The organism is Cobetia sp. 1AS1 (assembly GCF_029846435.1).
In the GTDB taxonomy this organism is placed as follows: domain Bacteria; phylum Pseudomonadota; class Gammaproteobacteria; order Pseudomonadales; family Halomonadaceae; genus Cobetia; species Cobetia amphilecti.
Window position 1 is genome coordinate 505,193 of sequence record NZ_JARWKU010000001.1, and the last position, 25,866, is coordinate 531,058.

Below are 25,866 nucleotides of genomic sequence, written 5' to 3' on the forward strand. Positions count from 1 at the left end.
GGCGTCTCGTGAGCGGGTTGCTCTCTGTGAGAACGCATCCATGCCGGGAGAGGCACGCTGCTCGCCATCACGTTCCGTGTGCTGGCTGTGAAGTGCAGCGTCATGGGAAGTCTTCATCAACGATCTGATGCAGATGAGTATCTAGCTCCTGACTCCATGAGACAAACTGGATTTTTTAATGTTCAAGTTGAGTGAAATTCATGATGGGGGCGGGCGTCATGTCTGGCGCTTTGAAAGCCGGCGAAACGAGCGGGGGTAGGCGGGCTCAGAAAGCACGCAACGTGAGCCGCAGAGACGTTGACGCGAGGAGTTTGTAAGAAGGGAAAGAGGGGTAAGAGGGGAAAGAATGGAAAACACACACGCAGGCCCGAACTTCCGCTCGGGCCTGCGTGTGTGGCAAGCACTTGACGCTTCAGAGCACGACATCCTCATGCACTCTTCACGCTCTCCATACTCGGCCATGAGGATGCAGTTGGTTCATGAGGCGAGCGGCTGATGATTGGGCGCCACCAGGCCATGGCGGCGCATGCGGCGGTAGATGGTGGGGCGTGAGACGCCGAGTTGGCGGGCGACCTGGCTGACGTTCCAGTCCGTGTGGCGTAACAGCTCGAGCAGTTCGCTGGCGTCCGCATCAACCCCCGCATCAACCCCTGCAGACGCGAGCGCAGGAGAGGCCGGGTTCGAGGAAGCGCCGGACGCAAAGGGGGAGGCAGCGACAAGCGAGCTGGCAGCCCCGCGGGCGCTGCCGGTGTGGGTCTGGCAGACCTCCGGCAGATCATGCAGGGTGATTTCATCGCCTTCCGCGGTAGCCATCGCGAAGGCAATCGCATTGCGCAGTTGGCGTATGTTGCCCGGCCAGTGATGACTCAGCAGCGCACTGATGGCATCGGCGCGCAGGTGGAGTGTCTGGTCGCGTTCGGCCTGTAGCTCCGCATGCAGCTGGCGAATGAGGTAGTGGCGGTCGGCGCGCTCACGCAGTGCGGGCAGCAGGAGTTCGGCGCCGTTGAGGCGGTAGTAGAGGTCTTCGCGGAATTGCCCGCTGGCAATCAGTTCCGTGACATCACGATGCGTGGCGGTGATGACGCGAATATCCACCTTGATGGGCGTCTCGGCCCCCAGTGGCGACACCTCCCGTTCGGCGAGCACGCGCAGCAGGCGCGACTGGAGCGGCAGCGGCATGTCGCCGATCTCATCCAGAAACAGCGTGCCGCCGTCGGCCTGTTGGATCAGGCCGCGCATGCCCTTGGGCCTTCCTCCCGTGAACGCGCCCGGCAGATAGCCGAAGAGTTCACTTTCAATCAGCGATTCCGGAATGGCGGCGCAGTTCACCGCCACGAAGGGCGCCTTGGCGCGTGGCCCGCTGTCATGCAGCGCCCGCGCCAACACTTCCTTGCCGGTACCCGTCTCGCCACGAATCAGGATGCTCACGCTCTCGTGACGCATGCGGCGCGCCAGCTTGAGCAGCCGGTGCATGGAAGGGTCGTCTCCCGCGAGCTGATCAAGCTCGGGCACCGGGTCATCCTGCTGGCTGACAGTGGGGAGGGCCCGCACCGGATAACCGCGTGGCTCGATCAGCGTCACGAAGACGATGGCGTCATCCGCCCGCAGGCGGAAGGCGCGAATCTGATCCCGGCTGGCGTGCGGAATGCTCAACAGCTCATTGAGCTCCCCATCGAACAGCTGCGTGACGGCGGGCAGGGTGGAGACCGTCCACGGTGGCCAGCGCTCTAGATGCGCATCGATCAGACGCCGGCCTTCGTGGTTGGCGGCGATCACCTTGCCATCTTCCTGAATGGCAAACAGGCCACGACCATTCAGGTGCACGAATTCCCGGGCGGTGTCGAAGCGCAGGATCAGGCAATCCCGATAGCGATGCAGGAAGTAGGCGTCCTCGATCATGCGGGCGTGCAGGGTGACCAGGGAGAGCGCAAAGGTCTGGCTCTCCTGCGGGCGGGGCGATTTCAGCGCCGAGATGTCGAGGGCAGCGATTACACGGCCCTGGGGATCGGTGATGGGGGCTGCAGTACAGGTCAGGTCGATGTGGGTAGCATCGAAGTGCTCACGCTGATGACAGGTGACGGCTGCGCCATCGTGCAGACAGGTGCCCGCCGCCGAGGTGCCGGCATAGCGCTCGTTCCAGTCCGAGCCGAGATAGAGGCCCGCGCGCCGCAGCTCACTCAATTGATCACGCTGACCGCGGAAATCCACAGCGATACCGCGTTGATCGGTGAGGATCAGCGCATAGCCATGTTGTGCGATCTGACTATAGAGCCGCTCCACCCCGGCACGCGCCACATGCAACAGCTCATCCGCCGATTCCTGATGATCGCGCAGCGCCTGCTGGGTGAGGACGCGGACCGGGCGAGGGCGGCTGGGGTCGAGCTGATATTCCTCCAGACAACGCTGCCAGGAACGACGGATGACGTCGCGCTGCGTCTCAGGGAAGACGTCGCGGCCTTCGCCCAGTTGCATCAGGGTCTGGATATGCTGCCGCTTGTCGGGCTGCATCGTTTCGAGTTGGCGGATCATGGCTGCCTCGGCGCTGGCCGTCTCGGGACGGCTCTTTTGATAGTGGCTATGGCGCTTGTGAAAGTGGCGGTGGCGGTTGTCACAACAGCGGCCATAGCGAAAGCGGCGTGTGCTCCTTCAAGCGTATGCGGTGTGGCGGGAGCGTCAATCATCCTGTCCTGCATCCTTGGTCGGGGCGTTACAGGTGTAACGCCCCGTGTCAGGCGTACGGCGTACAGTTGTCACGAGGACGGTGGAGAGCCCGGCGAGGCGAGGAGGTTGGTGGCGCGGTAGTGGCGAATTTTTGTCATTCACGACAAGTGCTTACGAGCTTTGTCAGTCGTGCATGACGAAGCTGGCATGCTTGATGCCTTGCATGGGAGGCGTGACTACAACATCCAACAACACGCGGAGAGACGCCATGACCGCACGCACGCCAACTCAGATCGCTCAGCAATGGCTCGATGATTTCGAGTCCTCCCTGACTCAGCGCGATATCGCCCGGGTTCTCTCGTTGTTTGGCGAGGAATGCTACTGGCGCGATTTGATCGCCTTCACCTGGAATCTCAAGACGTCGGAGGGCAAGGACGAGATCCAGTCGATGCTCGCGGCGACCCTCGAGCATGTCGCTCCCTCTCGCTGGCAACTGGATGGTGAGGCCAGTGAGGCCGGCGGCATCGTCGAGGCCTGGTTCACCTTCGAGACCGCAGATGCACGCGGCAAGGGCTTGTTGCGCCTGAAGGAAGGGCGCTGCTGGACGCTGTTGACCGCCATGCGCGAACTCAAGGAATTCCCTGAGCCGCTGGGAATGCAGCGCCCCAAGGGCGCCGAGCACGGTGCCAACAAGCAGCGTGAGACCTGGCTTGAGTCGCGTCAGCGCGAAGAGGCCGAGCTGGGCTACGAGCGCCAGCCGTATTGCGTGATCATCGGTGGCGGTCAGGGCGGCATCGGGCTGGCCGCAAGGCTCAGACAGATGGATGTGTCAACTATCGTGATCGACAAGAATCCGCGCGCGGGCGATGCCTGGCGCAATCGCTACAAGTCCCTGTGTCTGCATGACCCGGTGTGGTACGACCACATGCCCTACATTCCCTTCCCGGCAAACTGGCCGGTCTTCGCGCCCAAGGACAAGGTCGCGGACTGGCTGGAGATGTATACCAGGATCATGGAGCTCAATTACTGGAACTCCACGGCCTGCGAGAGTGCTCAGTTCGATGAGGCGAGCGGCGAGTGGGTGGTCGAGGTGGTACGCGACGGCAAGCCCGTGACCTTGCGGCCCAAGCAACTGGTACTGGCCACGGGCATGTCGGGCATGCCCAACGTGCCGCACTTCCCGGGGGCCGAGACCTTCGAAGGCGAGCAGCAACACTCTAGCCAGCACCCGGGGCCGGATGCCTATCGTGGCAAGAAGGTGGTCGTGGTGGGCGCCAACAATTCCGCTCACGACATCTGCGCCGCGCTGTGGGAGCACGACGCGGATGTGACCATGCTGCAGCGCTCCTCCACGCATGTGGTGAAGTCCAACTCGTTGATGGAAGAGGCGCTGGGTCCGCTCTATTCCGAGCAGGCGGTGCAAAACGGCATCGATCACCACAAGGCGGACCTGATCTTTGCCTCGATTCCCTACCGGATACTGCCAGACTTCCAGCGGCCGATCTTCGAGGCGATCCGCAAGCGTGATGCGGACTACTACCGGCGGCTGGAGGCGGCAGGCTTCCTGCTCGATTTCGGCGATGACGACTCGGGCCTGTTCCTGAAATATCTGCGCCGCGGCTCCGGTTACTACATCGATGTGGGTGCCTGTGATCTGGTCGCCAATGGTGACATCAAGCTGCGCAGTGGCGTCGGCATCGAGTGCATCAATCCGCGCTCGGTCACCTTGACCGATGGCTCGGAGTTGCCCGCTGACCTGATCGTCTATGCCACCGGCTACGGCTCGATGAATGGCTGGGCGGCACGAATCATCTCGCAGGACGTCGCCGACAAGGTCGGCAAATGCTGGGGCATGGGCTCCGATACGCTCAAGGACCCCGGGCCCTGGGAGGGCGAGCTGCGCAACATGTGGAAGCCGACCCAGCAGCAGGCGTTATGGTTCCACGGCGGCAACCTGCACCAGTCCCGCCACTATTCCCAGTATCTGGCGCTGCAGCTCAAGGCGCGGCTCGAGGGTATCCCGACGCCGGTCTACGGCCTTCAGGAAGTCCACCACCTGAGCTGAAGCCAGTGGCGCTGGACCGTGTGCCAGCGTCATGGCAGCAGCGCAGCATTTGCAGATTTCCGTGAGAGATTCAGGAGACGACTCATGCAACTGAACGACAGGATTGCACTGGTAACAGGGGGTGGGCGCGGTATTGGCCAGGGGATCGCGCTGGCATTGGCCAAGGCGGGCGCGGATATCGTGGTGGCGGATCTGGATCTCGCCATCGCCCGCGAGACGGCGGCGAAAGTGGAGGCACTGGGCAGACGGTGTCTGGCGCTACAGGTCGATGTCGCGGATGCGGCGTCCGTGCGGCGCTTGATCGAGGAGGCCGAAGCCGGACTCGGCCCGCTCGATATCGCCGTCAACAATGCCGGCATCATCGGCATCCATTCCATCGATGCGCTGACGGTGGAGGAGTGGGACCGCGTCATGAACGTCAACGCCCGCGGTACCTTCCTGTGCACTCAGGCCGAGGTCGCCGTGATGCGCTCACGCCGCGTCGGGCGGATCATCAACGTGGCCTCGATGGCCGGCAAGGTCGGCTTCCCTGATCTGTCGCACTACTGTGCCTCGAAGTTCGCGGTCATCGGCTTTACCAATGCCGTCGCCAAGGAAGTGGCAGCGGAAGGCATCACCGTCAATGCGATCTGCCCGGGCGTGGTGGGTACCGGCATGTGGCGGGGCGAGAGCGGGCTCTCGGCACGCTGGAGTCAGGAAGGCGAAAGCGAGCCCGCTGCATGGGAGCGCCTACAGAAGAGCCTGCTGCCCCAGGGAATCGCCCAGACACCTGAGGACATGGGGCAGCTGGTGGTCTACCTCGCCCAGGCCGAACACGTGACAGGGCAGGCCATCGCCGTCGATGGTGGCTTCACGCTGTGAGTCAGCAATGAGTCAGCATTGAGTCAGCACAGAGAGCAAGGTTGAGCTCAGTGGCTGACGGCAAGGGGTGATCGCATGACACAACGCCGCCTTCCGGCAACGGGAGGCGGCGTTGTGGTGTCTGGTCTGTTGCGCAGAGTATTCAGCTCAAAGTCACTATGCGCTGGACGGTTATCGAAGAGATCAATAAAGGTGAACGGCCTCCAGGCGGGCACGCGACTCACCTTGCTCATCGGTCAGCGTGAGTGTCTTGCCTTCTATCTGCCAGCCCGACACGTCATTGAGTGTCGCGAGGAAATTGCGTTCGAGCGTTGCTGCTTCACCGGGGCACGCCATTCGCGTGGTGGCCAGACGGCCGAAGCCGAGTTCTTGTTCATCATGGTGATATTCCCCCATCAGGCGATTGCAGCCGGTGGAGCCAGCCACTCGCGAGTTCTGAGTCGAAGAGTCAGGGGTATGCAAGACGATATGGGCTTCACGCTTGCCTTCCATCACGGGTGTCGGCTGCTCATCGAGTGCCACCAGCTTCCGGTAGGTGTTCTCCAGCGGCTCATCCACGCCTTGATAATCCTCAGAGGATTGAGCGCCTGCGCAGCCGCTCAGGGTGAGTGCTGCGCTCATCACGGCGGCCCATGTCATTACTTGCGCTTGTTTCATGCGGGTGTCTCCCTCACTAATAGGTTGTCTACGGCGATTTCGGGGCTGTGCTTTCAAGGGCCGTGCTTTTCGGTCTGTGCTTTTCGGGGCTGGGCTCCGGTAGCGCTGCAAGCCCTCGCAGACAGCGTCATCGCCAGTGTGGTCAGCTGATGCGCGGTCATCGCCAGCGTGGTCATCTGAAGCGTTGTAGGCTGAGTCAGGAAGACGCGTTACGCATTCTGAAACAATCGCCAAGGAGTTGTCATGCCAGCCACCCGCACGCCCTCGTCCGCCAGGGAGCGGATACATCTGTGGTGGGATCTGTTCATCATCGTGCTCGTGATCGCCAATCTGGCATTGCTGCTGTTCGATAGTCTCTTCCTGATTCCCCCGCTGAACACGGCCTTCGAGGCCGTGACACCCGGGTTGCATGCGGCCTATGAGCAGAACATCCACGCCAATTTCCTCTCTATCGACCTGGCATTCGTCGCCGTCTTCCTGCTCGATGTGCTGGCGGGGTGGGCAGTGGCCATCGCGGAGCGGCGCTACCATCGCTGGTTCTTCTATCCCTTCGTGCACTGGTATGACGTGCTGGGGTGTATCCCGCTGAGCGGCTTCCGCCTGTTGCGTGTGTTGCGTGTGATCTCGTTGCTGTTCCGCCTGCAACGTCTCGGCTTGATCGATGTGCGCCGCTGGTACGTCTACGGCGTGGCGGCCAAGTATCTCGATATCCTGCTGGAGGAGCTGACGGACCGTATCTCCCTGCGCATGCTCGACAACGTGCAGCAGCAGTTGCGCGACAGCGATGACCTCTCATCTTCGGTGATCGAGCGTGTCGTGGAGCCTCGCAAGCAGGCCTTGATCCGTGAAATTACCCAGCGCCTCGAGACCATGGCGGGGGATGTCTATACCCAGAATCGCGACGATACCCTGCGCTATGTGCGGGGCCTGGTCAGCCGCACTCTCGCCGAGAGTCCGGAGCTCCAGCGTGTCTCGCGCCTGCCGATGGGCACCCAGCTGACCAAAGGGCTCGAAAGTTCGCTGTCGGATCTGGCCTGTCATCTCGTCGATGAAGCGCTGGTCGGCCTGCGCTCCAAGGAGTTCTCGGCGTTGGTGGGGCATCTGGCAGAGAGTGGTTTCGATGCCTGGTCGCGCACTGACCCGAGGACGGAGCAGATCACCGAGCAGGTGCTGATCGACATGCTGGATCTGCTCAAGGAGCGGATCGCCGTGAAGAGTTGGCAGAAGAAATACGAGTGACGTGATTGACCAGCGTCATCCTGATGGGCCACTCGCGCCGTTCGGGATGAGAAGGTTCGATGTTTGGCGCACGGGAATGTGTTTGCGAGAATGCTGATACATTCATCCCACGCTGAGAGTCTGCGAGTTGTGGGTGTCATCACGCAGCGATAGCGCTGCCTGATGACACATCAGCGTCTCGTCAGCGTGGGAGCCGCGACAGGAGGTCAGTGTCATGGCGAATCCAACACGTACTGAGGTAGCCGAGTCAGCACCAGGCGTTCCGTTCGACCCGGCACAGGTAGCTGTCATCGAGCAATTCGGCGGCAGCATCACACCGCTGGAGCCGATAGGCGCCGAGGTGAGGGGGATCGATCTGTCCGCTCAGGACGCGCCGCCCGCGCCAGTGCTTGAGGCGCTGGAGCAGATCATGGCCGAGCGCGGTTTTCTGGTCTTCAAGCGCGATACGCCTCTGGAGGCCGATGACTTCCTGCGCGCCAGTTGCTGGTGGGGCGGCAAGGAGCTGCACAGTACCCATGGGTTGCACCCTGCCACCCCCGACGGCAACCGGCACATCTTTCGGCTATCGAACGATCGCCGTCACGGCATCCCCGGCGTCGGGCCGCAGTGGCATAACGACGGCAGCTTCAATACCGATACGTTCTCGCACTCGGGCTACCACATCATCCGTCCGGCCGAGAAGGGCGGTGGTACCTGCTTTGCCCATCAGGGCGCGGCCCATGACGCCTTGTCTGCCGAGCGTCAGGCCTTCTGGCGCCGTCTTGCTTCAGTGAATTCCTCCTCCGGGGCCGTACATCCGGTGGTACACGAGCACCCCATCACCGGTCGCAAGTGCATCTGGCTTCATCTGGGCATGACCGGCGCAGTGATCGAGAAGCTACCCGATCAGGACGCCTTCCGGCTGCTGACCGCCGAAGAGCTGACGCAGCTCTGCCGTGAGTACAACGCCATCCTGAATGCCGGCTTCACCGAGGGTTACGCCCTCGACTTCGAGTACCAGGAAAACGACTGCGTGTTCATCGATAACCTGGCGGTGGCTCATCGGGCCGCGCCCGGCGCGCACTTGCCGGCACAGGAGCAAGGACTGCGGATCATGCATCGCAGTACCGTGCGAGGCACTCAGGATCTGGCACCTGGCTTCGGCCTGCCGCTGCAGGTGGATATCCATGGCCCCAGCCCGCTGGAGAATGGTGTATGGCAGGGCGGCGGTATCGGCTTTCGTTGGGAAGAGAATATTCCGATGCAGAACTGAGGCTGGCGCGCTCAGGCAAGACACTTGTAGCGGGACGTGCGTTACGGCGAAGTGAAGGCCAGGGCAGATCAGGGCAGATCAGGGCAGATCACGGGGCGGATCTAGTTTCAGAGGAAAGACCAGAGCCCGTGAAGAGTTGGCATCAGCCGCACGAGTGATAGGGTGGGGACATCATCCCGGCCAAGCGTTGATGGGGCAGGGGAGGCGTGTCAGCCGTGCTGGCCGCCTGAGCCTGTCCGATCACGTTTCAGGGAGAGAACCAGACTCGCAAAGGAAGCCATCATGTCATCTGCCCATGACACCGTCATCGAAAGACCCGATAGCCTGCATGCCAAGGAGTGGCTACGCGCGTACCAGCGGGTTCGCGCCGCCACTGAGGCGATCTGTGCGCCGCTGCACAAGGAAGACTACATGGTGCAGAGCATGGCAGATGTCAGCCCGCCCAAGTGGCACATCGCCCATGTCACCTGGTTCTTCGAAGCCTTCATCCTGAAGCCGTTTCAGCCGGACTATCAGACGCTCGACCCCGCCTACGACCACCTCTTCAACTCCTACTACGAGACCCATGGCGTACCGTTCCCGCGCGCCGAGCGTGGCACGATCTCGCGCCCGACCGTCGACGATGTCTATCGCTATCGCGCGCACGTCGATCAGGCCATGCAAGCGCTGCTTGAGAATCCGCCACGGGAACATCTGCCCGAGATTCTTCGCCGCCTGGAGCTGGGGCTGCCGCATGAGCAGCAGCATCAGGAGCTGCTGTTGATGGACATCAAGCACATCCTGGCGCAGAACCCGCTGTGTCCGGCCTATCGGGATGATCTGACTCCGGGATTGGCACCAGCCCCTGCGCAGGAAGTGCCGCCGCTCGGATGGCTGGCCTATCCAGCCGGGATTCGCGACATCGGTCATGATGCAGCCGAAGGTGGCTTCGCCTACGACAACGAGATGGGCCGTCACCGTCAGTTCGTCGAAGCGTTCCAGATGGCCGACCGTCCGGTGACCAACGGCGAGTTTCTCGCCTTCATGCAGGACGGCGGATACGCCACCCCCGAGTACTGGCTGGCGGATGGCTGGGCGACGGTCAAGGCCGAAGGCTGGCGGGCGCCGCTTTACTGGGTCGAGCGCGACGGCGTCTGGCATCACTACACCCTCGGCGGCCTGGTGCCGGTGGATCTGAGCGCGCCGGTCTGCCATGTCAGCTTCTTCGAGGCCGATGCCTACGCCCAGTGGGCGGGCGCGCGCCTGCCCACCGAGGCCGAGTGGGAGACAGTCGGTCAGGATGTCCCACTTACGGGCAACTTCGTCGATCAGGATCATCTGCAGCCAGTCGCGGCCGCGAGAGCCGAAGGCACGCCGGGTCAGATGTTCGGCGATGTCTGGGAGTGGACGGGCAGTGCCTATCGTCCGTATCCGGGCTTTCGCAAACTGCCGGGCAGCTTGGGAGAGTACAACGGCAAGTTCATGTCCGGTCAGATGGTGCTTCGCGGAGGCTGTTGTGCCACGCCCGCCGACCACATCCGCGCGACCTATCGCAACTTCTTCCCGCCCGAGGCGCGCTGGGCGTTCTCCGGCTTCCGTCTCGCCCGAGATGGAGAGGCATGATGGGCTGACCCCTTCAGAACGCGCCTCCAAGCACCTTCATCTTCCGCTTCTATCCTCTAACCCGTAAAGGAGTGTTCATGGCCGACCACCCCGAACCGCGTATCACGCTGCACCCGCTATCCTCACGGGTGCGAATCCTGGTTGGCGAGACGGTGATAGCCGACACCTGCAATGCGATGGAATTGCGCGAGAAAGGCTATCCGCCAAGGCTCTACCTGCCGCGCGCCGATGTGGCGATGGAAAGGCTCTCGGTCTCCAGCACCGTCACCCATTGTCCCTTCAAGGGCGACAGCACCTATTACTCGCTACCAGATCTTGCCGATATCGCCTGGAGTTACGATCAGCCCATCGAGGAAATGCAGGCGATCGCCGGGCGACTGGCGTTCGATACCGACAAGGTCACGCTGGAGGCGGAGTGATGCCACTCAGGGCACCAGGCTAGCAGCCCTGGCTTGACCCGCTGATCCAAATCACCGCATGTTTAACATGAGCTATAGCTTGATAACTCCAACTCGGACGGAGATGACAAGATGCGAAAAATGATAAGAGCGCTGTCATTATTCTCGGCAATGTTGCTGTTAGCGGCATGTGCGGATAGCCATCAGCTCACGAAGTCGGCTGGTTCACCGACATTTTCCCTGGATTCCTCTGACACTATCTATGTATCAGTGCCAAGAGATGGTGTTTATGGCTCTCAGCGTTATACCGGCTCTGGCATGACGACCGCTCAGATAATTCAAGGCGCGTTTCTCAAGCACGTAGATAGCGTGAATTACGGCAACTCAACGCAGTCAAGAGACGATGCGTGGGAAGCTGCTATGGAGGCTGGCGCTCTCTATCTGGTCTATCCCACTATCTTGCACTGGGAGGATAGGGCCACTGAGTGGTCGGGCAAGCCTGACCGAGTCGAGGTCAAGATGCAGGTGATAGACGTTGCGACGAATACCACGGAAGCCACTGCGATAGCCAAGGGCAAGAGTGGGCTGGCCACCATGGGAGGGGATCATCCTCAGGATCTCTTGCCAGACCCGGTCAATGAATTCGTTTCATCGCTGTTTAATGCCCAATAAGTTAATGAAAACAGTGGCTTGATCGCTGGTCAGTCATTAGAATCCTGCGCTTGCTGCACCGCGCCCAGCCATCGGGCGCGGTCAGTGTTCATCTGCATTGGCCTGCCGCAAGCGCGCCGCAGCCTTATCGCTCTTTCATCACGACTCAGTACTCTCGGTTGGACGAATCACCCCGCTTGATTCCTTTCCGTAAAGGCTGCACCAGGAGTCAAGACAGTGGTTGTCTCTTCGAACATCGCGCCAGTGATGAGTGTACTGCTATGCCTCGTCCTGGCGTCCTTCGTCAGTCGTTACCTCAAGTCCCCCCGCATGAAAGGTCGCATCGGCGAGTGGCGGGTGCGTTGGATGGCACGTCGCCTCGGCAAGCAAGGCTACCGAACGCTGCACAATGTCACCCTCAAGACCACGAACGGCACCACCCAGATCGATCATGTGCTGCTGTCGCGATTCGGCTGCTTCGTGTTGGAAACCAAGAACATGAAGGGCTGGATCTTCGGCAGTGAGCATGAGGCGCACTGGACCCAGCAGTTTCCTCGCCAGTCGTTCAGCTTCCAGAACCCATTGCGTCAGAACTACCGGCACCTCAAGGCGCTGGAGACGACGCTTGGCGTGACTCCCGAGCATCTGCATTCGGTGATCGTCTTCGTCGGCAGCGCCAGGCTCAAAGGTGAGATGCCATCCAACGTGACGCGCGGGACTGACTTCGTTTCCTTCGTACAGTCATTTCAGAACCCCGTCTTCAGCGAGGCGCAGCTCGAGGCCATGCATGAGGCGCTGCTGACGGGGCGTCTGGCCCCGACTCGGGCGACCCAGCGTGCCCATGTGCAGCATCTCAAACAGCGCAATGAACCACAGGCGAGACGTGAATGCCCGAAATGCGGCAGCCGGATGGTGCTGCGCACTGTCAAGGCCGGTGCGCGAGAAGGCCAACAGTTCTGGGGATGCTCGGCCTATCCGGAGTGTCGTGCAACACAGGCGGTGTGATGCTTGGATTTAGGGAACAAGTGCTGCAATTATTCTATGAATCCAGAAAATTATCCCTATAGGGATAATTAGCCAGACATAGCGAAGCTAACCATAAATTTTCCCTGCAGGGAAAATGGTTAGTATGCGAGCTGTGAGCGCTTTGATTTTTCTCTTTAAGGACAATTTGGGGCGATCAGTCTTTCAAAGTATCAAGGAGATCATCGCACCACGCATGAACTGCTAATGCCCCATCCGTGTGTACAGACTCGGACGGCCTACTGCACCTCCTGATTCATTCCGACCGCCGGGCGTGAGATGGCGCAGGTGGACTCAGAGTGCAACACCGCAAGTGATGGAGGGTGATGCATCGGGGTTGGGCTATCTCTAGCCCGTCGACCACCTGCGCTTCGGCTTCGATAGACGACAGCCAGTATTCGAGTATTCAGCCTTCGCCTTCAGCGTCGCTTCATCAGCTCTAGAAGTACCTCACCATGTATCTCACCCAGCACATGCGTGTAGTGATGTGTCAGTGTTTTAGAGTTGCGGTGCCCGATCAACTTGGCGAGTAACTCGAGACGGTGACCTCGTGCCTTGGCATCTCTTTCCAGTACGTCGTAGGCCGCTCGGCGGCAGTTCGCCAGTGCTGGGGGAGTGAAGGACCAATGCCCTCGGCAGGCGGAGGAAAGACGATCCAGGAGCTGAGGGTAGTCGTCGCTGTAGAGACGAAGTACGAGCCACGAGATCGCGTTGTGCCTCAAGAGATGAAAATCGAAGTGGATGTCCTCCAACTTCAGTCCGGGCGTGAGGGCACCTCGGAGAGACTGCCGGGCCCATGCCATGAGCGGGGCCAGCAGGCTCTCTCTTGAATAGCCCAGCGGAGAGCTTTCTGGCCCCAGCAAGGCAATGTTCTTCAAACGATGCTGGCCAGCAAAGGACTCTCTGCGTCTATCAATCCATTCTTTCACCAGCGTCATCAATTCTGGGGATATCAGAAGATGAAGAGGAACGCTGCGACGAGCATTTGCGGTCTTCCCAGCATGGATTTCTACGTAACAGTAGGTGGGTCCGTCATCTCCTGGCTGATTGATGATGACGTCATGCAGTGTCAAGGCCATGACTTCTCCTGCTCGCAGGCCCCCGTAGTAGCCAAGGAGGAAGGCGATCAGCCAGCTGCGCCGCAATCCACTCCGCCTTCGGGAGAGCGCCCGGGTCAGATGTTCTGCCTCGTGTGGCATGATCAGATGTGTACGCAACGTACTGATGAAACGGCCTCCCTCACCCTGCACGGGGGGAATACCCGTTAATCGATCGTTACCTTGGCAGAAGCTGATGAACTGATTGAACGTCTGGAAGAAGTTGTGGGACGTCGAAGTGTCCCAGCCTTTCTGAGTCGGTAGCTGTTCGCTGATCGCCTCCATCAGTTCTCCATCCCAGAGCGTCAACCATGGGATATCGGGCAACATCATCATGGAGGTGGGCGTCAGTCGACTCAGGTAAGTTCTGAGCGTGCTGGCTTTGTTGCCTTGAGTGCTCGATTGATAAGACAGCCATAGCAGTATCCAGAGTGGGTAGCTGTCTTCGCCCAGCATGTGTATCAGCTTCTTCGCGTAGCGAGACGTAATGGCGTCATGACGCTGGATCGCGGATTCCCCTCTGGGGGTTATCAGACCTTCATGCTCCAGTTCGGTGATATACGCATACATTTGGTTGCCTGCTTTCACATACCAGTCTGTTGATAGTTGATCCTGCCTGTATCGAGGGGAGGTTGATGGTGACGATTCGTTACTCCTGTCGCCTCCTCCCATAAGAAGTTCAGGGGTGTGAAGATCGGTCTCGATGTCTTCCGGTTCAGAGGCATCCATGGCGCCGGAAGCGCTTGACGTACCGGAGGTAGGGCGGGATGCCGCCGATAAAAAGAGGCTTTCGTCATGCTGCCAAGGAGAACGCCAGCTACACACCGGCAGGGGATAGCGCCGAAGCAGCTGTGACCAGATGGGCGCAGGGCCCAACAATGTCGTGCACCGGAAGGCATGACGAAGCAATGATCGGACATTCTTCAGCGAAGCGGAGGAACCAGTCCTGCGTGATGCCTGGCTATCTAGTAGCTGTGAAAGACCGGTGACCAAGAGCTGATCCAGATGGGCAGCTCGTGCTTCCAATGGACTGTTCAGATCCAGCGTAGCATCCGAGGAGAACCACCATACATCTGCTTGCTGGGAGGAGGTGGCTGGTGATGGGACAGGGGACTGACGGCAAGCCCTGAGTAGCCTCCTGAGATGATTCGGGATTTTTAGCCGGTAATGGGCTGGATGTGTTCGAGATAACCCTGGCAGACAGCCGATGAACCAATGGTGGGGGCCGCGCTTGGTGTTCAGGCGTGGCAGGTGCTCTGGGCTCAAGTTCAGCAAGGTATGGCGAATCACTTCTTCCTCCATCCCTAGCAGGGTACCCATGCTCAGGGCCAGGAAGAGAAGAGACTGCTCTGGCGTGCATTGGTTAGCGGGAATGCTCTGCAGGGCGCGTACCGAATCCAGCACCCGTTGCTGAACCTTGATATCTCGTGATGAGGTAGCCGCGGATGAGGGTCTGACCGGACGCTTGATACTGGTCGGAATCGTAGCCTCGAAGTCAGGCTCTCGGTTGAGATGAGTCAGTACAAGCGCGACTTCCTTGGTGACCTTTCGGGAGCTGAAGTCGAGTTCAGCTTCCTTGGCAAGCTGGATGGCGTTGCGAATCAAGGCTTGTACAGCTCGCTGGTTCAAGCGTGTGGCATTGTGTCGAGCGCGAGACGGCTTGGTGGAAGGCGCACTTTGCGCTCTAGCCTGTGCTCTGGTTACCTTTTTCTTATGCCGTCGCCAGGCGTAGCGTGCGACATTCTTGCGGAAATGTCTGAGCTCTTCAGATGAGGAGAAAAGGCGATGACCTGGATCATCCCAGCGACGGAATATCCTACCCAGTGTTTTCGAAAGCTCGATCGGAGACAGCTTCGGAGTTGTAAGCTCTTGGTGCGTGGCCTGGGCAGGTACATCGGTTTTCTTCCGAAGATCAATGGTGGTAACAGCGCTCATCCTCTATCTCCTTGAATGGCTGGTCCGGCGTGCTCAATGGGCCATGGGAGGTCGTCTCTGTGAAGCAGATCCGGTGTCAAGCCGCATAGTCTGGCGATATCGGTTAGTGCGCTTCGTGTCGCCGATTGAATCAGGCTCCGATCACTGGCCGGGGATTGGAGTGAGTGCCCCTGGGTGGTGTGCCCAGCGAGTGCGCTAAATTCAGCGTGAGAAAGTCGCGATTGGAGCGCGGTGAGCATGCTGTGGCGCGTGATATTGGAAGGCTGGTGGCCCCACTGGCTCAATTCAGTTGCCAAAGGCGAAGGCATGAATGTTGGAAGATCCTTGAGCCACTGTCGCCAGTCAGCATGCTGCATGCGTTGCTGCGTCAACATCATTGTCGAGGCATTGAACTTCCATTGAACGGGGTAGGCGACTTGTTCATGCCTAAGAAAGTCTGCTTTGCCACCGTGGCGTTTCCACCATCGTTGCCATTCCTCCCGCCACTCATGCTGAAGCCGGAGCAATGCGCCAAGGGCAGGGACAAGTGGAATTTGGCGGCTTTCCTGTGCCCGAGCCGAATCCTTGTCGCGTAGCCAGAGCGTATTTTCCAGCTGCTCACATTGGGTTTTGGATCCAATTGGGCGAGCCAAGGTGCAGAGCTGCCATGCAAGTAAGGTCAGCGCTCCCAGTATCTGACCTTGCCGGGCAATGGCTTCGCCGACTGCCCGTAAGTCGCTACTACGATTCTCTTGTGAGGTAATCAATGAGGTAACCAGCATGGCGTGGTTCTTGGTAAGTTGCGTCAGCAAATGAAGCGGACGTTTGAAATAGCTCGGCTCCTGGGCTTTTGTGGATCCCACGGTGTGATCTTCGCGAGGTGTACGACAGTCTTCTTCTAATAAGGGAAATAGGCCAAGCGCAGCTTGAGCCGAGAGAAAAGCCTTCTGAATCTTGTGCAGAGGTATCGTTCGATACGTTGCCGGGGCAGAGAGTGAGAGCGGGAGCTCGCCTCGCAACCAGGTCGCGATCACTTCATCTTCACAGGCAGGCACCACCCAATGATGATGACTGGCAGACACGCGCCTCAACGTCAGGGTGCTTCCCGGGCGATTATCCCCCCAGCGCTTGAGTTTTTTCTCGATTATTGATTTCAGTGCTTTGAAAGGCTGGGCGCCGGGGAGCCATACCTTTTCGGCCATGAGTGAGTGATTGAGAGCGTTGGGCAAGGGCAACGTGATGATGGTTTCGGTAGGTGCCTTGTTGACAGAGTAGTGGAGTAGCCCCTCCTCCGGTGACCAGCTGGGAATTTGATCCAGCGTCTGGCAGATGATCCACTCACGATTGCTGTCGCTATTGAGGGGCAGCTTGGGGGATCGGGAGATTACCGTCGTCTGCAGCAAGCGCTCAGGTGCTATTCCACTGCAAAGTAGAATGCTAAGAAATGCCAAGGCTTGTCGGTTTGCAATGGCACTCTCAGATTCTATGAGAAATTCCTCATCTTTCGGTGGTTGGAAGATACGTAAAGCTGCTAGAACCTCTTCTTGTGGGCGTAGGCTGATGTCTGCAGATGTCTTGAGATTGCGGGCCTGTTGCAAGAGCTGTACGCTCTCAAGGTGAAGCGCCTGATCGCCTTGTGAAAGCAGCGTGTTATGGAATAGCTCTTTCACTGGGTCGAGGGGTGAGATACTGCTTTGGTTTAGATCATTAGATGATGATTCATTCTGATGTTCATTGTCATCCGTGAGCTCTTCATCATCCTCTATTAAGGCATGGTCAAGTGCTTGGATTGACCTGTCAAGGGATCGATAGTCGGTATATTCAGCATGAATTTTGTAAGATTTGTCACTGGCCCAAAGTGGCGAATCACGAAGAATGGTATCGACATGTTGGCGTCTTTTTTGATTTTCATTGCGAGCTCTATGCTGTTTTCTTATTGGGCTACGAGTGAGCTGGCTCGACTGATAAATTTCGTCAAGCAAAGCGCGTGTCGCTTTCTTATTGCGCAGCTGGTTGGGATGCTCCGATGGACGATCAGTTGCTGTATCATAGGCATGAAGAAACTGTTCGAGCAGCTCCAAATCAGCATCGGAAAAATGCTCGGGAGGAGGAACTAACTGCTCTCCCAGGGTAGGGGAAATGGGTCTGGGGAAACTGTTTTGAATATCATCCAGGTCGCCCCAGTTAAGTAGCCGCTTAAGCGTCTTTCTAAGCTCAAGTATCTGGGTGTAATATTTGATGGCAGAGCCACGTCTCACAGTACGACGAGGCTGACAAAAAATCAGTCTAAGCAGCTTTCGGATACTGCTTACGCGAGGATCAGTGAGCGATGTAAATCGGTAGTTCACCGTGTAATGAAGGCAGTGAGACATTCTATGATTTCGATGTGACTCATCTTCCATAAAAAATTGGCTTTCTAGAAACTCTTCTACTTGGGGCACAAGGTCTGGCACCGAGTAATCGGCGGCAAAGAGGCGAGCACTGAGGCGATATTCTGAGGCAATCAAGGGTGGGAGGCTCCTCTTGAGCCACTCCGGTACAAGGGGCCAGCGGGACCCGATCGCATTGAGGTCGTAATTAGCCAATATTTGGTCAGGTAGTTGGTGTTCACTCACGTGAAAGCCTCCTGTTTATCAGTCAAGCCAACTTGAAAGTGCAAGTCCCATTTGCGGATTCGAGTCGGTTTCCTCCTTGTTATTCGAGTGCTTGCTTTTTTCTTTAGCGTTGCTTTTCTTATTGATATCTGGTTGCTGCTTCCTATTATCTTTTCGTTTACTATGATAGTTTTTATTATTTGTTTCAGCGGCAGTAGCAGCGTGTACCGTATTCCTATCTTTAGATACACCGCTTTGGTGAGTATTTGTGTTTTTATTTATTTCGTTCATAAATTTCCTGATCGAGTCATCAGAATAACGATGCCTGAACATTGATGAGATTTGCTTGCGTGTTATTGGCAATTTTTGTTGAGTGACTACATTGCTCCATGCGTGTTGTAATCTTTCATCACTAATGAAGTTTATAAGTATATGGTTCCATAATTTCTTTTCGTTTATTTTGATATCGCCAGTGGTATGTAGGTTGTGGATATTGATCCATTCCCAGCCAAGCTCGAGCAGAGGCTGTAGCACCTGGTAATAGAATCTCACCACCTGGACTTCATCTTCGTTGAGTCTGCCGATATCGATCTCGATGCAAAATACACTTTGTGAGACGGGCACTTTCTGTGTGGATACGATGGCTTTGATGACATGAAAATTCACGAACTCCTCGGAAGTGTGAGTCGACTGAACGTTGCTGCGGAAGCGGACAGGCGCTAGGGGCAGGCTCTCTGTCGCGACCGTTGGTCGAAAAGCATGCTCCTCGTTCATAAGCTCGGCGGTGTCCACCTCGAGTACTCGCTGATAGATGACAAGCGTCTTGTCAGCGCTGATTTTCACTAGTGACGGTGTATAGGTAGCATCTGGCATATTGATGACTCCAACGATAGGCAAAGGGGGGCCGAGACGTATGAGAGAATCATTCGTCGAGTTCATGTCCAGCAAACGCGAGTAACTTTGAGTAGTGATGATCAGTCGAGTAATACACCCGACCTGTAGAACGATATCTCTGGGAGTGCCGCCTCCTGATATATCCAAGCTGAATCAGTGTGTACTAATAGCATAACTCAAGTTGCAAGAATCTAAGGTATCTTTTAACCGTCAAAATCGACCGTTTCGAGAGCATTAGGGATTCTTGGCGTCAAACTTGGTAGGTATTTTGTATTGCGAGCCCTCGAGCGATTGCTTTTGTCAATTAATCGATTATTGAACGGTAATGCATTGCTCATGTTTATCAAAAGTCGTTGGCGCTGTTTTCGAAAGGGTCTGCGACCCGAATGTACTCCGTCAAGGTGCTGAGATGCCTGTGACCTGTCACGCGTTGTATCTGCTCCAGGCTCTTCCCCCGCAGATGAGCTTCAGTGATCAGGCCAGCACGCATGCTATGTGTGCTGAATCCGCGTGAAGTCAGGTTTGACCGCTCAAGCCCCCTGATCAACGCATTCTGAAAAGCAGTTCGAGAGAGTTTCGAGCCTCCTGGCCTGCCGCCCAGCGAGACGCTGCGAAATACCGCACCTCTCTGGATATGGGCGGCTTCCAGCCAGCGATACAGGAGATTGACGGGGCAGTAGGGGAGCGAGGTATCAGCATGGTGAATAGCTTTGACTTCATGACGTCCTTCTTGATTGGTCTTGCTGCGGGAGAGCCTGACCAACACGCCTCGTGTATCCCATGTGAGGTGCTCGACACGAAGGTTGAGGACTTCGCTGTAACGAAATGCTCCATAGAACGTCAGGCAGAACATGGCGGCGTCGCGCAGATCTCGCAACTCGCTCAAATCCAGGCTATTTAGCAGCTGATGCAGATCGTCTCGCATCAAGGCTGGTGCACGTTTCACCGGCACTTCATTGAGGCGTGCACAGCCGCGCATGACCCCCTTGATCATTTGCTCATTGCCCAGGGTGGGGCAATTCATGACAAGGTGCCAACGCCGTAACGAGCACAGCTGTCGCTTGAGCGTATTCGGTTTATAACCGTCCTCGAAACACCGGGTGAGGTAGTTGGCAATCTCCGTGTCGTTGCTGGGGAGGGTGCCGCCACGTCTGAGAAACATCCGTATGTCGCTTTGGAAGGCTCGGATGGTACTCGGTGCAAGGCTTGCCATGATCAGCTTTCGTGCCGAGACCGTCAGGCAAAGTCCCGGCAGAGAGTCCTGGTTTCCCTGATAGGGGATCACTTGCATTGCCTGAGGTCTTCGTCTTTGAGGCGGGTGGATGCCTGTCGGTGGTCTGGACACCATGAGGGATCTCCATCGATGTCGAAAAGTTGGAGTGGGGGCCGATATGCGCTGTGAGGTGGCCATCGAATTTCACGCTATCACCCTTCGTAAATCAGCCAACCCGAAATGCATGCCCTAGAAGGCATGGAGAGTTGAGAGTCACGCATATGCAGGATTATTTGAGTAATTCCACTGGTAAATGTGCGATTTGTGGATGTTATGCTTAGGATTAGGCTATAAAAAAGTGAAATCATCTGGTGATTGGGTGGGCGTGGCTGCCGAGCCACCTCCTGTAATCAGAGCGATACCAGGCGCGCCAAGAAGGCGTTGGAGAACGCCACATCATTTGCCAGATCAAGAGTGATCTCTCGTACTCCCTCTGAGAAGCTCACACACTCACTCATGGGGGCCTGAGCATTTGGCGCGCCACGCATGTCAATCGACGGGAGTTTTCCACTCGTGCCAGGGTCGTTGGAGGCTATCGAATCAGTGGCTGGATAGACGATTGGGGCGGAGTCTGTCGGGGAGGAGAAGGGATCCAGTTGGATCGCAGCATGCTCGTCGGGCAAGTCGTCAAACAGTCGGTAGGCGTAGTGTCGTAACGTGCTTTCGTTGAGGGCATAGAAATAGCACGCATCATCCTGTGCATGTCGACGCCGTATGATTCGGCCTAGCACCTGACGAAAATACTGTTCGGTCCTGACGTGGCTGAGGTAGCAACAGACCTGCAAGCGGGGAATGTCGATCCCTTCACTGACCATGTTGACGGAGATAATCCACGAGGTATGGCCGTAGCGAAAGGCCTCAAGTCGTGCGTGCGCCCCTTCCGTCTGGCTGGTTACCAGGCACACCGTCTGTCCCATCTGTTTCAGACAATCAGCGATGTCTTCCGCATGAGAAATGTTGGATGCCACCACCAATCCTGCGGCGGTCGGGTCTTTCTCCTGAAGCTGTCGCAAGCGTTGGCAGCTGACGTCCAACAAATGTTGCTGAGGCCCCGGGTGACGCAGCAAGGCGGCGTAATGCACCCCAGGATGACGTAACAAGGCCGGGATGCTTTGGTAATACAGTGTCTCACGCTGCGCCTGCTGTTCTGCCACCAGACGTATGTCGTCATTATCTATCAGGTATATCTGGGGAGTACGGCAGACATCATCCTGGATGGCATCACGCAGGGTATAAGTGAAGTCTGGGATCAGCTCCAGGCGGTCACTGTTAGCCGATGGCAGTGTTGGTACCGCTGGCTTGGACGTCGAGGCGACTTCATAACTTGGCGCCATATAACGCAGCATGGGAAGACAGCTGCCATCAGTGCGCCAAGGAGTGCCTGACAAGGCGAGCGTAAAGCGAACATCGCGCTCCAATGCCAAGAGCGCCAATCCCCATTGATTGGCGCCTGTGGCTGCCGAGCTGGTGTAGGCGTTTTTTGCGGCGCACGCTGTCGCGCCGGCGGCATGGTGGCTTTCGTCCCAGACCAGCAGGACACGTCCTTGGCGACAGAGTTGCTTGAGTTCCTCCAGGCGGAAGCTGAGCGCTTGATAGGTCAGCGCGATACCGACATCCCCCAGTCTGCCCTGCATGGGGCGCCCTAGAATTTGCGAAAACGTTTCACGCGCACGCTCTACCACGGCGGAGGTGGGGCCCAGATAGATGACGTGATCAATGCTCCCGTTGAGAATCAGTTCCTCAGTTAGAACGGCTGCCATCAGCATCTTGCCCGCACCCGGGGTGGCCTGGCACAGGAAATGGGGCTGCTGATCCGAAAGCCGTTGAAGCGCTGTCTCAATACAACGCGCTTGCCAGGCTCTGAGTGTCGGGCTTGTCAGAGAGGGCAGTAATCGATTGATCTGACGCGGCGTCATGATGCACCTCCAGCATGGCGTTTTGCAGAGAGCGCCAGCACGGCGGCCAGTTGTCCCTGGAGTTCGCAGGCGCGCTGAATCGCATCATCCTGTAGCGAGGCGATGTCCGATTTCGCTTCCGGATAGTCCTTTGCCAACTGATACAGATGCTCGGCTTCCGCCTTCGCGGCCCGCATGGATTTTTTCAAGGCTCGACGTTGTTCTTGCAGTGCTTCATCAAGCGGCAGGAGCGATGTGCCATCGCTTTTCGACGTGGCGATACCCTGTCGATTGCTCGGCAGTGAGACATCGGAGGAATGTGCTGAAGTGTTATCAATGAGTTGATAGACGCGGCGACGTTTACCGATGGTATCGGACTGGACAGCGTGACCATCAATGACCAAGCGATCGATCAGGTCACCGACACGCTGAAGGACAATAATGGGCTTATAGCCCGCCAACTCTGGATGTTTCATCAGCTCGTTACGGCAGCTGACTTTGGTGAAATGGGTCGGCTTATCCTTCAGTGATTTCAACCACTGCTGGAAGTGCTGTTTGATCAGCTGTCCCCGCCGATAAGCTGCCGCAGTCGAGGAGTCTTGGAAAGTTGAAGAGTTCGAGGTGTGAGGGGGAGGAGAGCGATGCTGATTCTCTGAGGTGGTGGTAGATGACGAGTCGTGTGACGCCGAAGTCTCAGGCATCTTGGAAGACTCGGCTATTGCCTTGCCCGTAACAGAGGGCATATGAGGAGTAGATGAGGGTGTTGGTGTGGTGTGAGAAGAATTCGAGGTCATGACAGCACCTCGCTGCAGTCGCCAGCGTTACGTGCACGACAGTCATGGGAAGGGGGATCGGGGTAGCCGCCATAGGGAGTGGGCAGATCGGGGCTACGCGGAGATGCCGTAGTCTGAATGACCATGGTTGAAGCTCCTAGAGTTGAGGAGCCGCACCCGCTGTCGCCAAACAGTGATGGGGGCGGCCGTACGCAGGTTGGCGAACCGGCACTCTAGGAAACCGGCAGACCCTAGGGTCTCCCACGCACGACCGCCATAACGCATGGCAGACACAAAAAAAGCGCCTGTCATGGTCTGGGGCGCTTATGCGCCTAGAGGTATTCGAGTCGCCAAACCCGATCGGGGATTTTGCCCCGATGCTCAAAATTTAGCAGATGGTCGATGGGAGGTAAATATCACTTGTTCGATTCGTCACTGATAATCGGTCTGACACCCCGACGAGAATGGAAGATCATCGGTTAACAAGAGGATCTCTGAAGTGCCCAGTGCCCAGTGCCCAGTGCCCAGTGCACTTGAATCCCTTCATGCTTCCAGCATGGGGTTGGCGCGATAACGTGACAGCGTCACCGACGGCCGCTCGCCAAACAGATGACGATAATCTTGCGCGAATTTTCCCAGGTGATAGAACCCCCTGTCATTGGCAATCTGGCTCACCGTACTGGTGCTGTCCGGGTCACATAGCCGACGTCGTACATGGTTGAGGCGGTTCAGGCGAATGAAGTGCATCGGGCTGATACCGAGAATGCTGACGAAGCTGTTGTGAAGCGTGCGCTGGCTGACATGGGCGATGTCACACAGGGTGTCGATGCTAATGGAGCCTGATAAAGGCACCTGATGCCGTGATTGACGTTCTGCATTGAGACTCTGAACCAGCATCGCCGACAAGGAGGGCCGAGGCTCCCCTTGTCGGCGATGTTGCAAAAGCCTGCCGTGACACGAGCGTTTCCGACGCTGGAGTGCATAAGTTGCATTGAGTGCAACGCACAGTTGCAGGATAGCTGAAGAAAGGTGTGCTAGTTTCCAGAACACAAATCGAACCAATTATTATTTGCACCAAGGGAATGTCGATGAAAGTGTCTGGACTCACGCTATCTGTCACCACGTTGTTGCTGGCCTCTCTGCCATTGAGCGCGCAGGCTCACGAGGTTGAAGGAGGCGCGCATGGTCCCTCCGTCGTCAGCCTGGACTGGGGTGCTGCCGATACGCTGGATGAGCTCGGCCTGTCTGAGCATCTGATCGGTGTGTCGCACAAGCCCGCGCCTGCCTATGTGGCGCATCTGGTAGAGGGGCGAGCAGACATCGGCGGGCTCAAGGAGCCTGATGTCGAGGCGATCGCGGGACTGGAGCCGGACCTGATTCTCGTCACCGGCCGTCAGTCTGGATCGCTTGAGGCGCTGAAGGCGGTGGCGGAAACACGCGATGTGACTCTCGCAGAAGGCGACTATTTCGAGGCACTGAGCGGCAAGGTACTGAGCCTGGCGTCTGAGTACCATGCCCAGGAAAAGGCACGTGAGCACTTGGCAGCGCTTGAGTCGGATATCGCGACGGCTCGTGAAGGGCTGGCGGAGGATCTCGAGGCACTGGTCGTGATCCATAATGATGGTCGTTACATCCTGCGCCAGGAGCCGGTCGTGACGGAGCTTCTGCAGATCGCCCAGCCTGAGCTGTCGGATTCCGTGGAGCCGGTCAGCCGTGGCAAGCGCACCTTCTACCCGCTGTCACCAGCAAACATCGCCGAGATGGCGCCGGATGCGCTCTATGTGATCGATCGCAGTGCCGCCATCGGTCAGACCCCGATGGATGCTGAGGCGCTGAAAGCCGCGTTGGCCGACGCTGGCGGTGAGACCATTGGCGTTACCGTGCTCTCGCCTGGCCTCTGGTATCTCTCCGGCAGTGGCCTGCAGAGCGTGCGGGCCCAGATGAATGAGATTCTCGAAGGGCTGTAAGATCACGCTTAGACCACTATCAACACCGCTCTGGCAGTCTGCAGAGCGGTGTTTTTCGTTCTATGCATTGTGTTGCATGTTGCGTTGCAGGGTGCGGCCGCCACGGAGACAGATGCGCCCGATACGGGGTCTGACATTCCCGAGAAGACAAATAAAACACCTTCCTTTGCATCCACGCGCGAGGAACTGCCGTATCTCATTGCATCAGTCATGCAGGAATCCTGGCCGTGGAGACATTACTGCCGGGGAGCATGATGAACGCTGAGGCCGACAGGTTTCGTGAATCGAGATGAGTGGAGTGAGGGTGAGGAATGCAAGGTAATCATCAAGAAATCAAGCAGGGCAGTATCGGCTATTACGTTGGCGTATTCGGTGTTGCGTTGCTCTTTCTATGGCTGGGAGTCTACAAATTCACTCCCACGGAAGCGGGCCTCATTCAGCCGCTGGTCGAGAACCATTTCGCCATGGGTTGGCTCTATGACGTGATGTCGGTACAAGCGGTATCGAACCTGGTCGGCCTGTCAGAGATCCTTGTCGCTATCGGTATTCTGATTGGGCTCAAGTACAGGAAGGTAGCGTTCTATTCTGGTCTCGCGGCCAGTACCATATTCTTGACGACACTGAGCTTTCTGTTCACGACCCCCGACGTGTGGAAAGTGACCGATGGCGTATTGATCGCCAACTTCTTCCTGGTAAAGGATATACTTTTCCTGGCGATATCCATCAGCATGATCGAGAGAAATGCCCCGTCAAAGCGTTGATGCGCTGAGCGATCTTCCCGCCGTGGCAGCGAGGTATTCGCACATCCTTCACTCTCGCCAGGTAGCGCTTCAGCCGTTGGAGAATACTGAGCGACGAGGTGACTCAAGGGCCCGCTGAGAATTCAGCGGGCCCTTGGCGTTGCAAGGAGGGAGTCTGTGGGCTATCAGTACGTCAACCACGAATGCTGATTGATGCCGAACGGGATTTTTTTACCTCTGGCAATGATGTACCGGGCCAGGGGTGAGACGGTTTGATTTTTCTCGTGCAAGGTGTGATCTAATAGGGTTG

General features: G+C 57.6%; 19 protein-coding genes. 10 read left to right on the forward strand and 9 right to left on the reverse strand.

The genetic code is table 11. The annotated features are described in order from the left end of the window. Positions 1 to 477: 477 nt before the first annotated feature. Entirely contained in the window at positions 478 to 2,529 is a 2,052-nt protein-coding gene (locus QD280_RS02205; RefSeq protein WP_279838163.1) for a sigma-54-dependent Fis family transcriptional regulator, read from the reverse strand. Between the two features lie 400 nt (positions 2,530 to 2,929). Here QD280_RS02205 and QD280_RS02210 point away from each other — a divergent pair, with 400 nt between their 5' ends. Both QD280_RS02210 and QD280_RS02215 read left to right on the forward strand, forming a co-directional pair. After that, complete coding sequence (locus QD280_RS02210; protein ID WP_279838164.1) at positions 2,930 to 4,726, forward strand: NAD(P)/FAD-dependent oxidoreductase; 1,797 nt, start codon at positions 2,930 to 2,932, stop codon at positions 4,724 to 4,726. Between the two features lie 84 nt (positions 4,727 to 4,810). Then, positions 4,811 to 5,587 (forward strand): SDR family NAD(P)-dependent oxidoreductase, encoded by a 777-nt coding sequence (locus QD280_RS02215; RefSeq protein WP_279838165.1) that lies wholly within the window; start codon positions 4,811 to 4,813, stop codon positions 5,585 to 5,587. A 183-nt stretch (positions 5,588 to 5,770) separates the two neighbouring features. On the opposite strand, the gene QD280_RS02220 is transcribed toward QD280_RS02215, so the two are convergent. Beyond that, on the reverse strand, positions 5,771 to 6,244 hold the full coding sequence (locus QD280_RS02220; protein WP_279838166.1) for an META domain-containing protein: 474 nt from the start codon (positions 6,242 to 6,244) through the stop codon (positions 5,771 to 5,773). 243 nt (positions 6,245 to 6,487) lie between these two features. Between QD280_RS02220 and QD280_RS02225 the strand changes: the two genes are divergently transcribed. The 6 genes from QD280_RS02225 to QD280_RS02250 all read left to right on the forward strand — a co-directional run bounded on the left by QD280_RS02225 (position 6,488) and on the right by QD280_RS02250 (position 12,391). Further along, positions 6,488 to 7,483, forward strand: a complete 996-nt coding sequence (locus QD280_RS02225) for an ion transporter (protein WP_153635470.1) — start codon at positions 6,488 to 6,490, stop codon at positions 7,481 to 7,483. 214 nt (positions 7,484 to 7,697) lie between these two features. After that, positions 7,698 to 8,735, forward strand: coding sequence for a TauD/TfdA family dioxygenase (locus tag QD280_RS02230; protein ID WP_279838167.1), 1,038 nt, complete (start codon positions 7,698 to 7,700; stop codon positions 8,733 to 8,735). Between the two features lie 282 nt (positions 8,736 to 9,017). Then, the gene (gene egtB, locus QD280_RS02235; protein WP_279838168.1) at positions 9,018 to 10,337 is read left to right on the forward strand and encodes an ergothioneine biosynthesis protein EgtB; all 1,320 of its coding nucleotides are present in this window, start codon (positions 9,018 to 9,020) and stop codon (positions 10,335 to 10,337) included. A 77-nt stretch (positions 10,338 to 10,414) separates the two neighbouring features. Further along, the gene (locus QD280_RS02240) at positions 10,415 to 10,756 is read left to right on the forward strand and encodes a DUF427 domain-containing protein (protein ID WP_279838169.1); all 342 of its coding nucleotides are present in this window, start codon (positions 10,415 to 10,417) and stop codon (positions 10,754 to 10,756) included. A 111-nt stretch (positions 10,757 to 10,867) separates the two neighbouring features. Further along, the gene (locus QD280_RS02245; RefSeq protein WP_131431741.1) at positions 10,868 to 11,407 is read left to right on the forward strand and encodes a DUF4823 domain-containing protein; all 540 of its coding nucleotides are present in this window, start codon (positions 10,868 to 10,870) and stop codon (positions 11,405 to 11,407) included. 246 nt (positions 11,408 to 11,653) lie between these two features. Beyond that, entirely contained in the window at positions 11,654 to 12,391 is a 738-nt protein-coding gene (locus QD280_RS02250) for an NERD domain-containing protein (protein WP_244995188.1), read from the forward strand. A 437-nt stretch (positions 12,392 to 12,828) separates the two neighbouring features. On the opposite strand, the gene QD280_RS02255 is transcribed toward QD280_RS02250, so the two are convergent. The 7 genes from QD280_RS02255 to QD280_RS02285 all read right to left on the reverse strand — a co-directional run bounded on the left by QD280_RS02255 (position 12,829) and on the right by QD280_RS02285 (position 23,746). Next, positions 12,829 to 15,441: a site-specific integrase gene (locus QD280_RS02255; protein WP_279838170.1), complete on the reverse strand. Its 2,613-nt coding sequence runs from the start codon at positions 15,439 to 15,441 to the stop codon at positions 12,829 to 12,831. Continuing rightward, positions 15,438 to 18,035: a hypothetical protein gene (locus tag QD280_RS02260; protein ID WP_279838171.1), complete on the reverse strand. Its 2,598-nt coding sequence runs from the start codon at positions 18,033 to 18,035 to the stop codon at positions 15,438 to 15,440. The genes QD280_RS02255 and QD280_RS02260 overlap by 4 nt, the downstream gene beginning before the upstream one ends. Before the next feature lie 18 nt (positions 18,036 to 18,053). Then, entirely contained in the window at positions 18,054 to 18,887 is an 834-nt protein-coding gene (locus QD280_RS02265; protein WP_279838172.1) for a hypothetical protein, read from the reverse strand. Between the two features lie 364 nt (positions 18,888 to 19,251). After that, positions 19,252 to 20,199: a site-specific integrase gene (locus tag QD280_RS02270; protein ID WP_279838173.1), complete on the reverse strand. Its 948-nt coding sequence runs from the start codon at positions 20,197 to 20,199 to the stop codon at positions 19,252 to 19,254. Positions 20,200 to 20,531: 332 nt separating this feature from the next. Further along, positions 20,532 to 22,097, reverse strand: coding sequence for a DEAD/DEAH box helicase family protein (locus QD280_RS02275; RefSeq protein WP_279838175.1), 1,566 nt, complete (start codon positions 22,095 to 22,097; stop codon positions 20,532 to 20,534). Next, the gene (locus QD280_RS02280) at positions 22,094 to 22,870 is read right to left on the reverse strand and encodes a hypothetical protein (protein WP_279838176.1); all 777 of its coding nucleotides are present in this window, start codon (positions 22,868 to 22,870) and stop codon (positions 22,094 to 22,096) included. The genes QD280_RS02275 and QD280_RS02280 overlap by 4 nt, the downstream gene beginning before the upstream one ends. A gap of 522 nt (positions 22,871 to 23,392) precedes the next feature. Then, the gene (locus tag QD280_RS02285) at positions 23,393 to 23,746 is read right to left on the reverse strand and encodes a helix-turn-helix domain-containing protein (protein WP_279838388.1); all 354 of its coding nucleotides are present in this window, start codon (positions 23,744 to 23,746) and stop codon (positions 23,393 to 23,395) included. 191 nt (positions 23,747 to 23,937) lie between these two features. Here QD280_RS02285 and QD280_RS02290 point away from each other — a divergent pair, with 191 nt between their 5' ends. Together QD280_RS02290 and QD280_RS02295 are read left to right on the forward strand one after the other, a co-directional pair. Further along, positions 23,938 to 24,816, forward strand: a complete 879-nt coding sequence (locus QD280_RS02290) for an ABC transporter substrate-binding protein (protein ID WP_279838177.1) — start codon at positions 23,938 to 23,940, stop codon at positions 24,814 to 24,816. A 311-nt stretch (positions 24,817 to 25,127) separates the two neighbouring features. Next, positions 25,128 to 25,577: a DUF417 family protein gene (locus tag QD280_RS02295; RefSeq protein ID WP_279838178.1), complete on the forward strand. Its 450-nt coding sequence runs from the start codon at positions 25,128 to 25,130 to the stop codon at positions 25,575 to 25,577. Positions 25,578 to 25,866 lie beyond the last annotated feature (289 nt).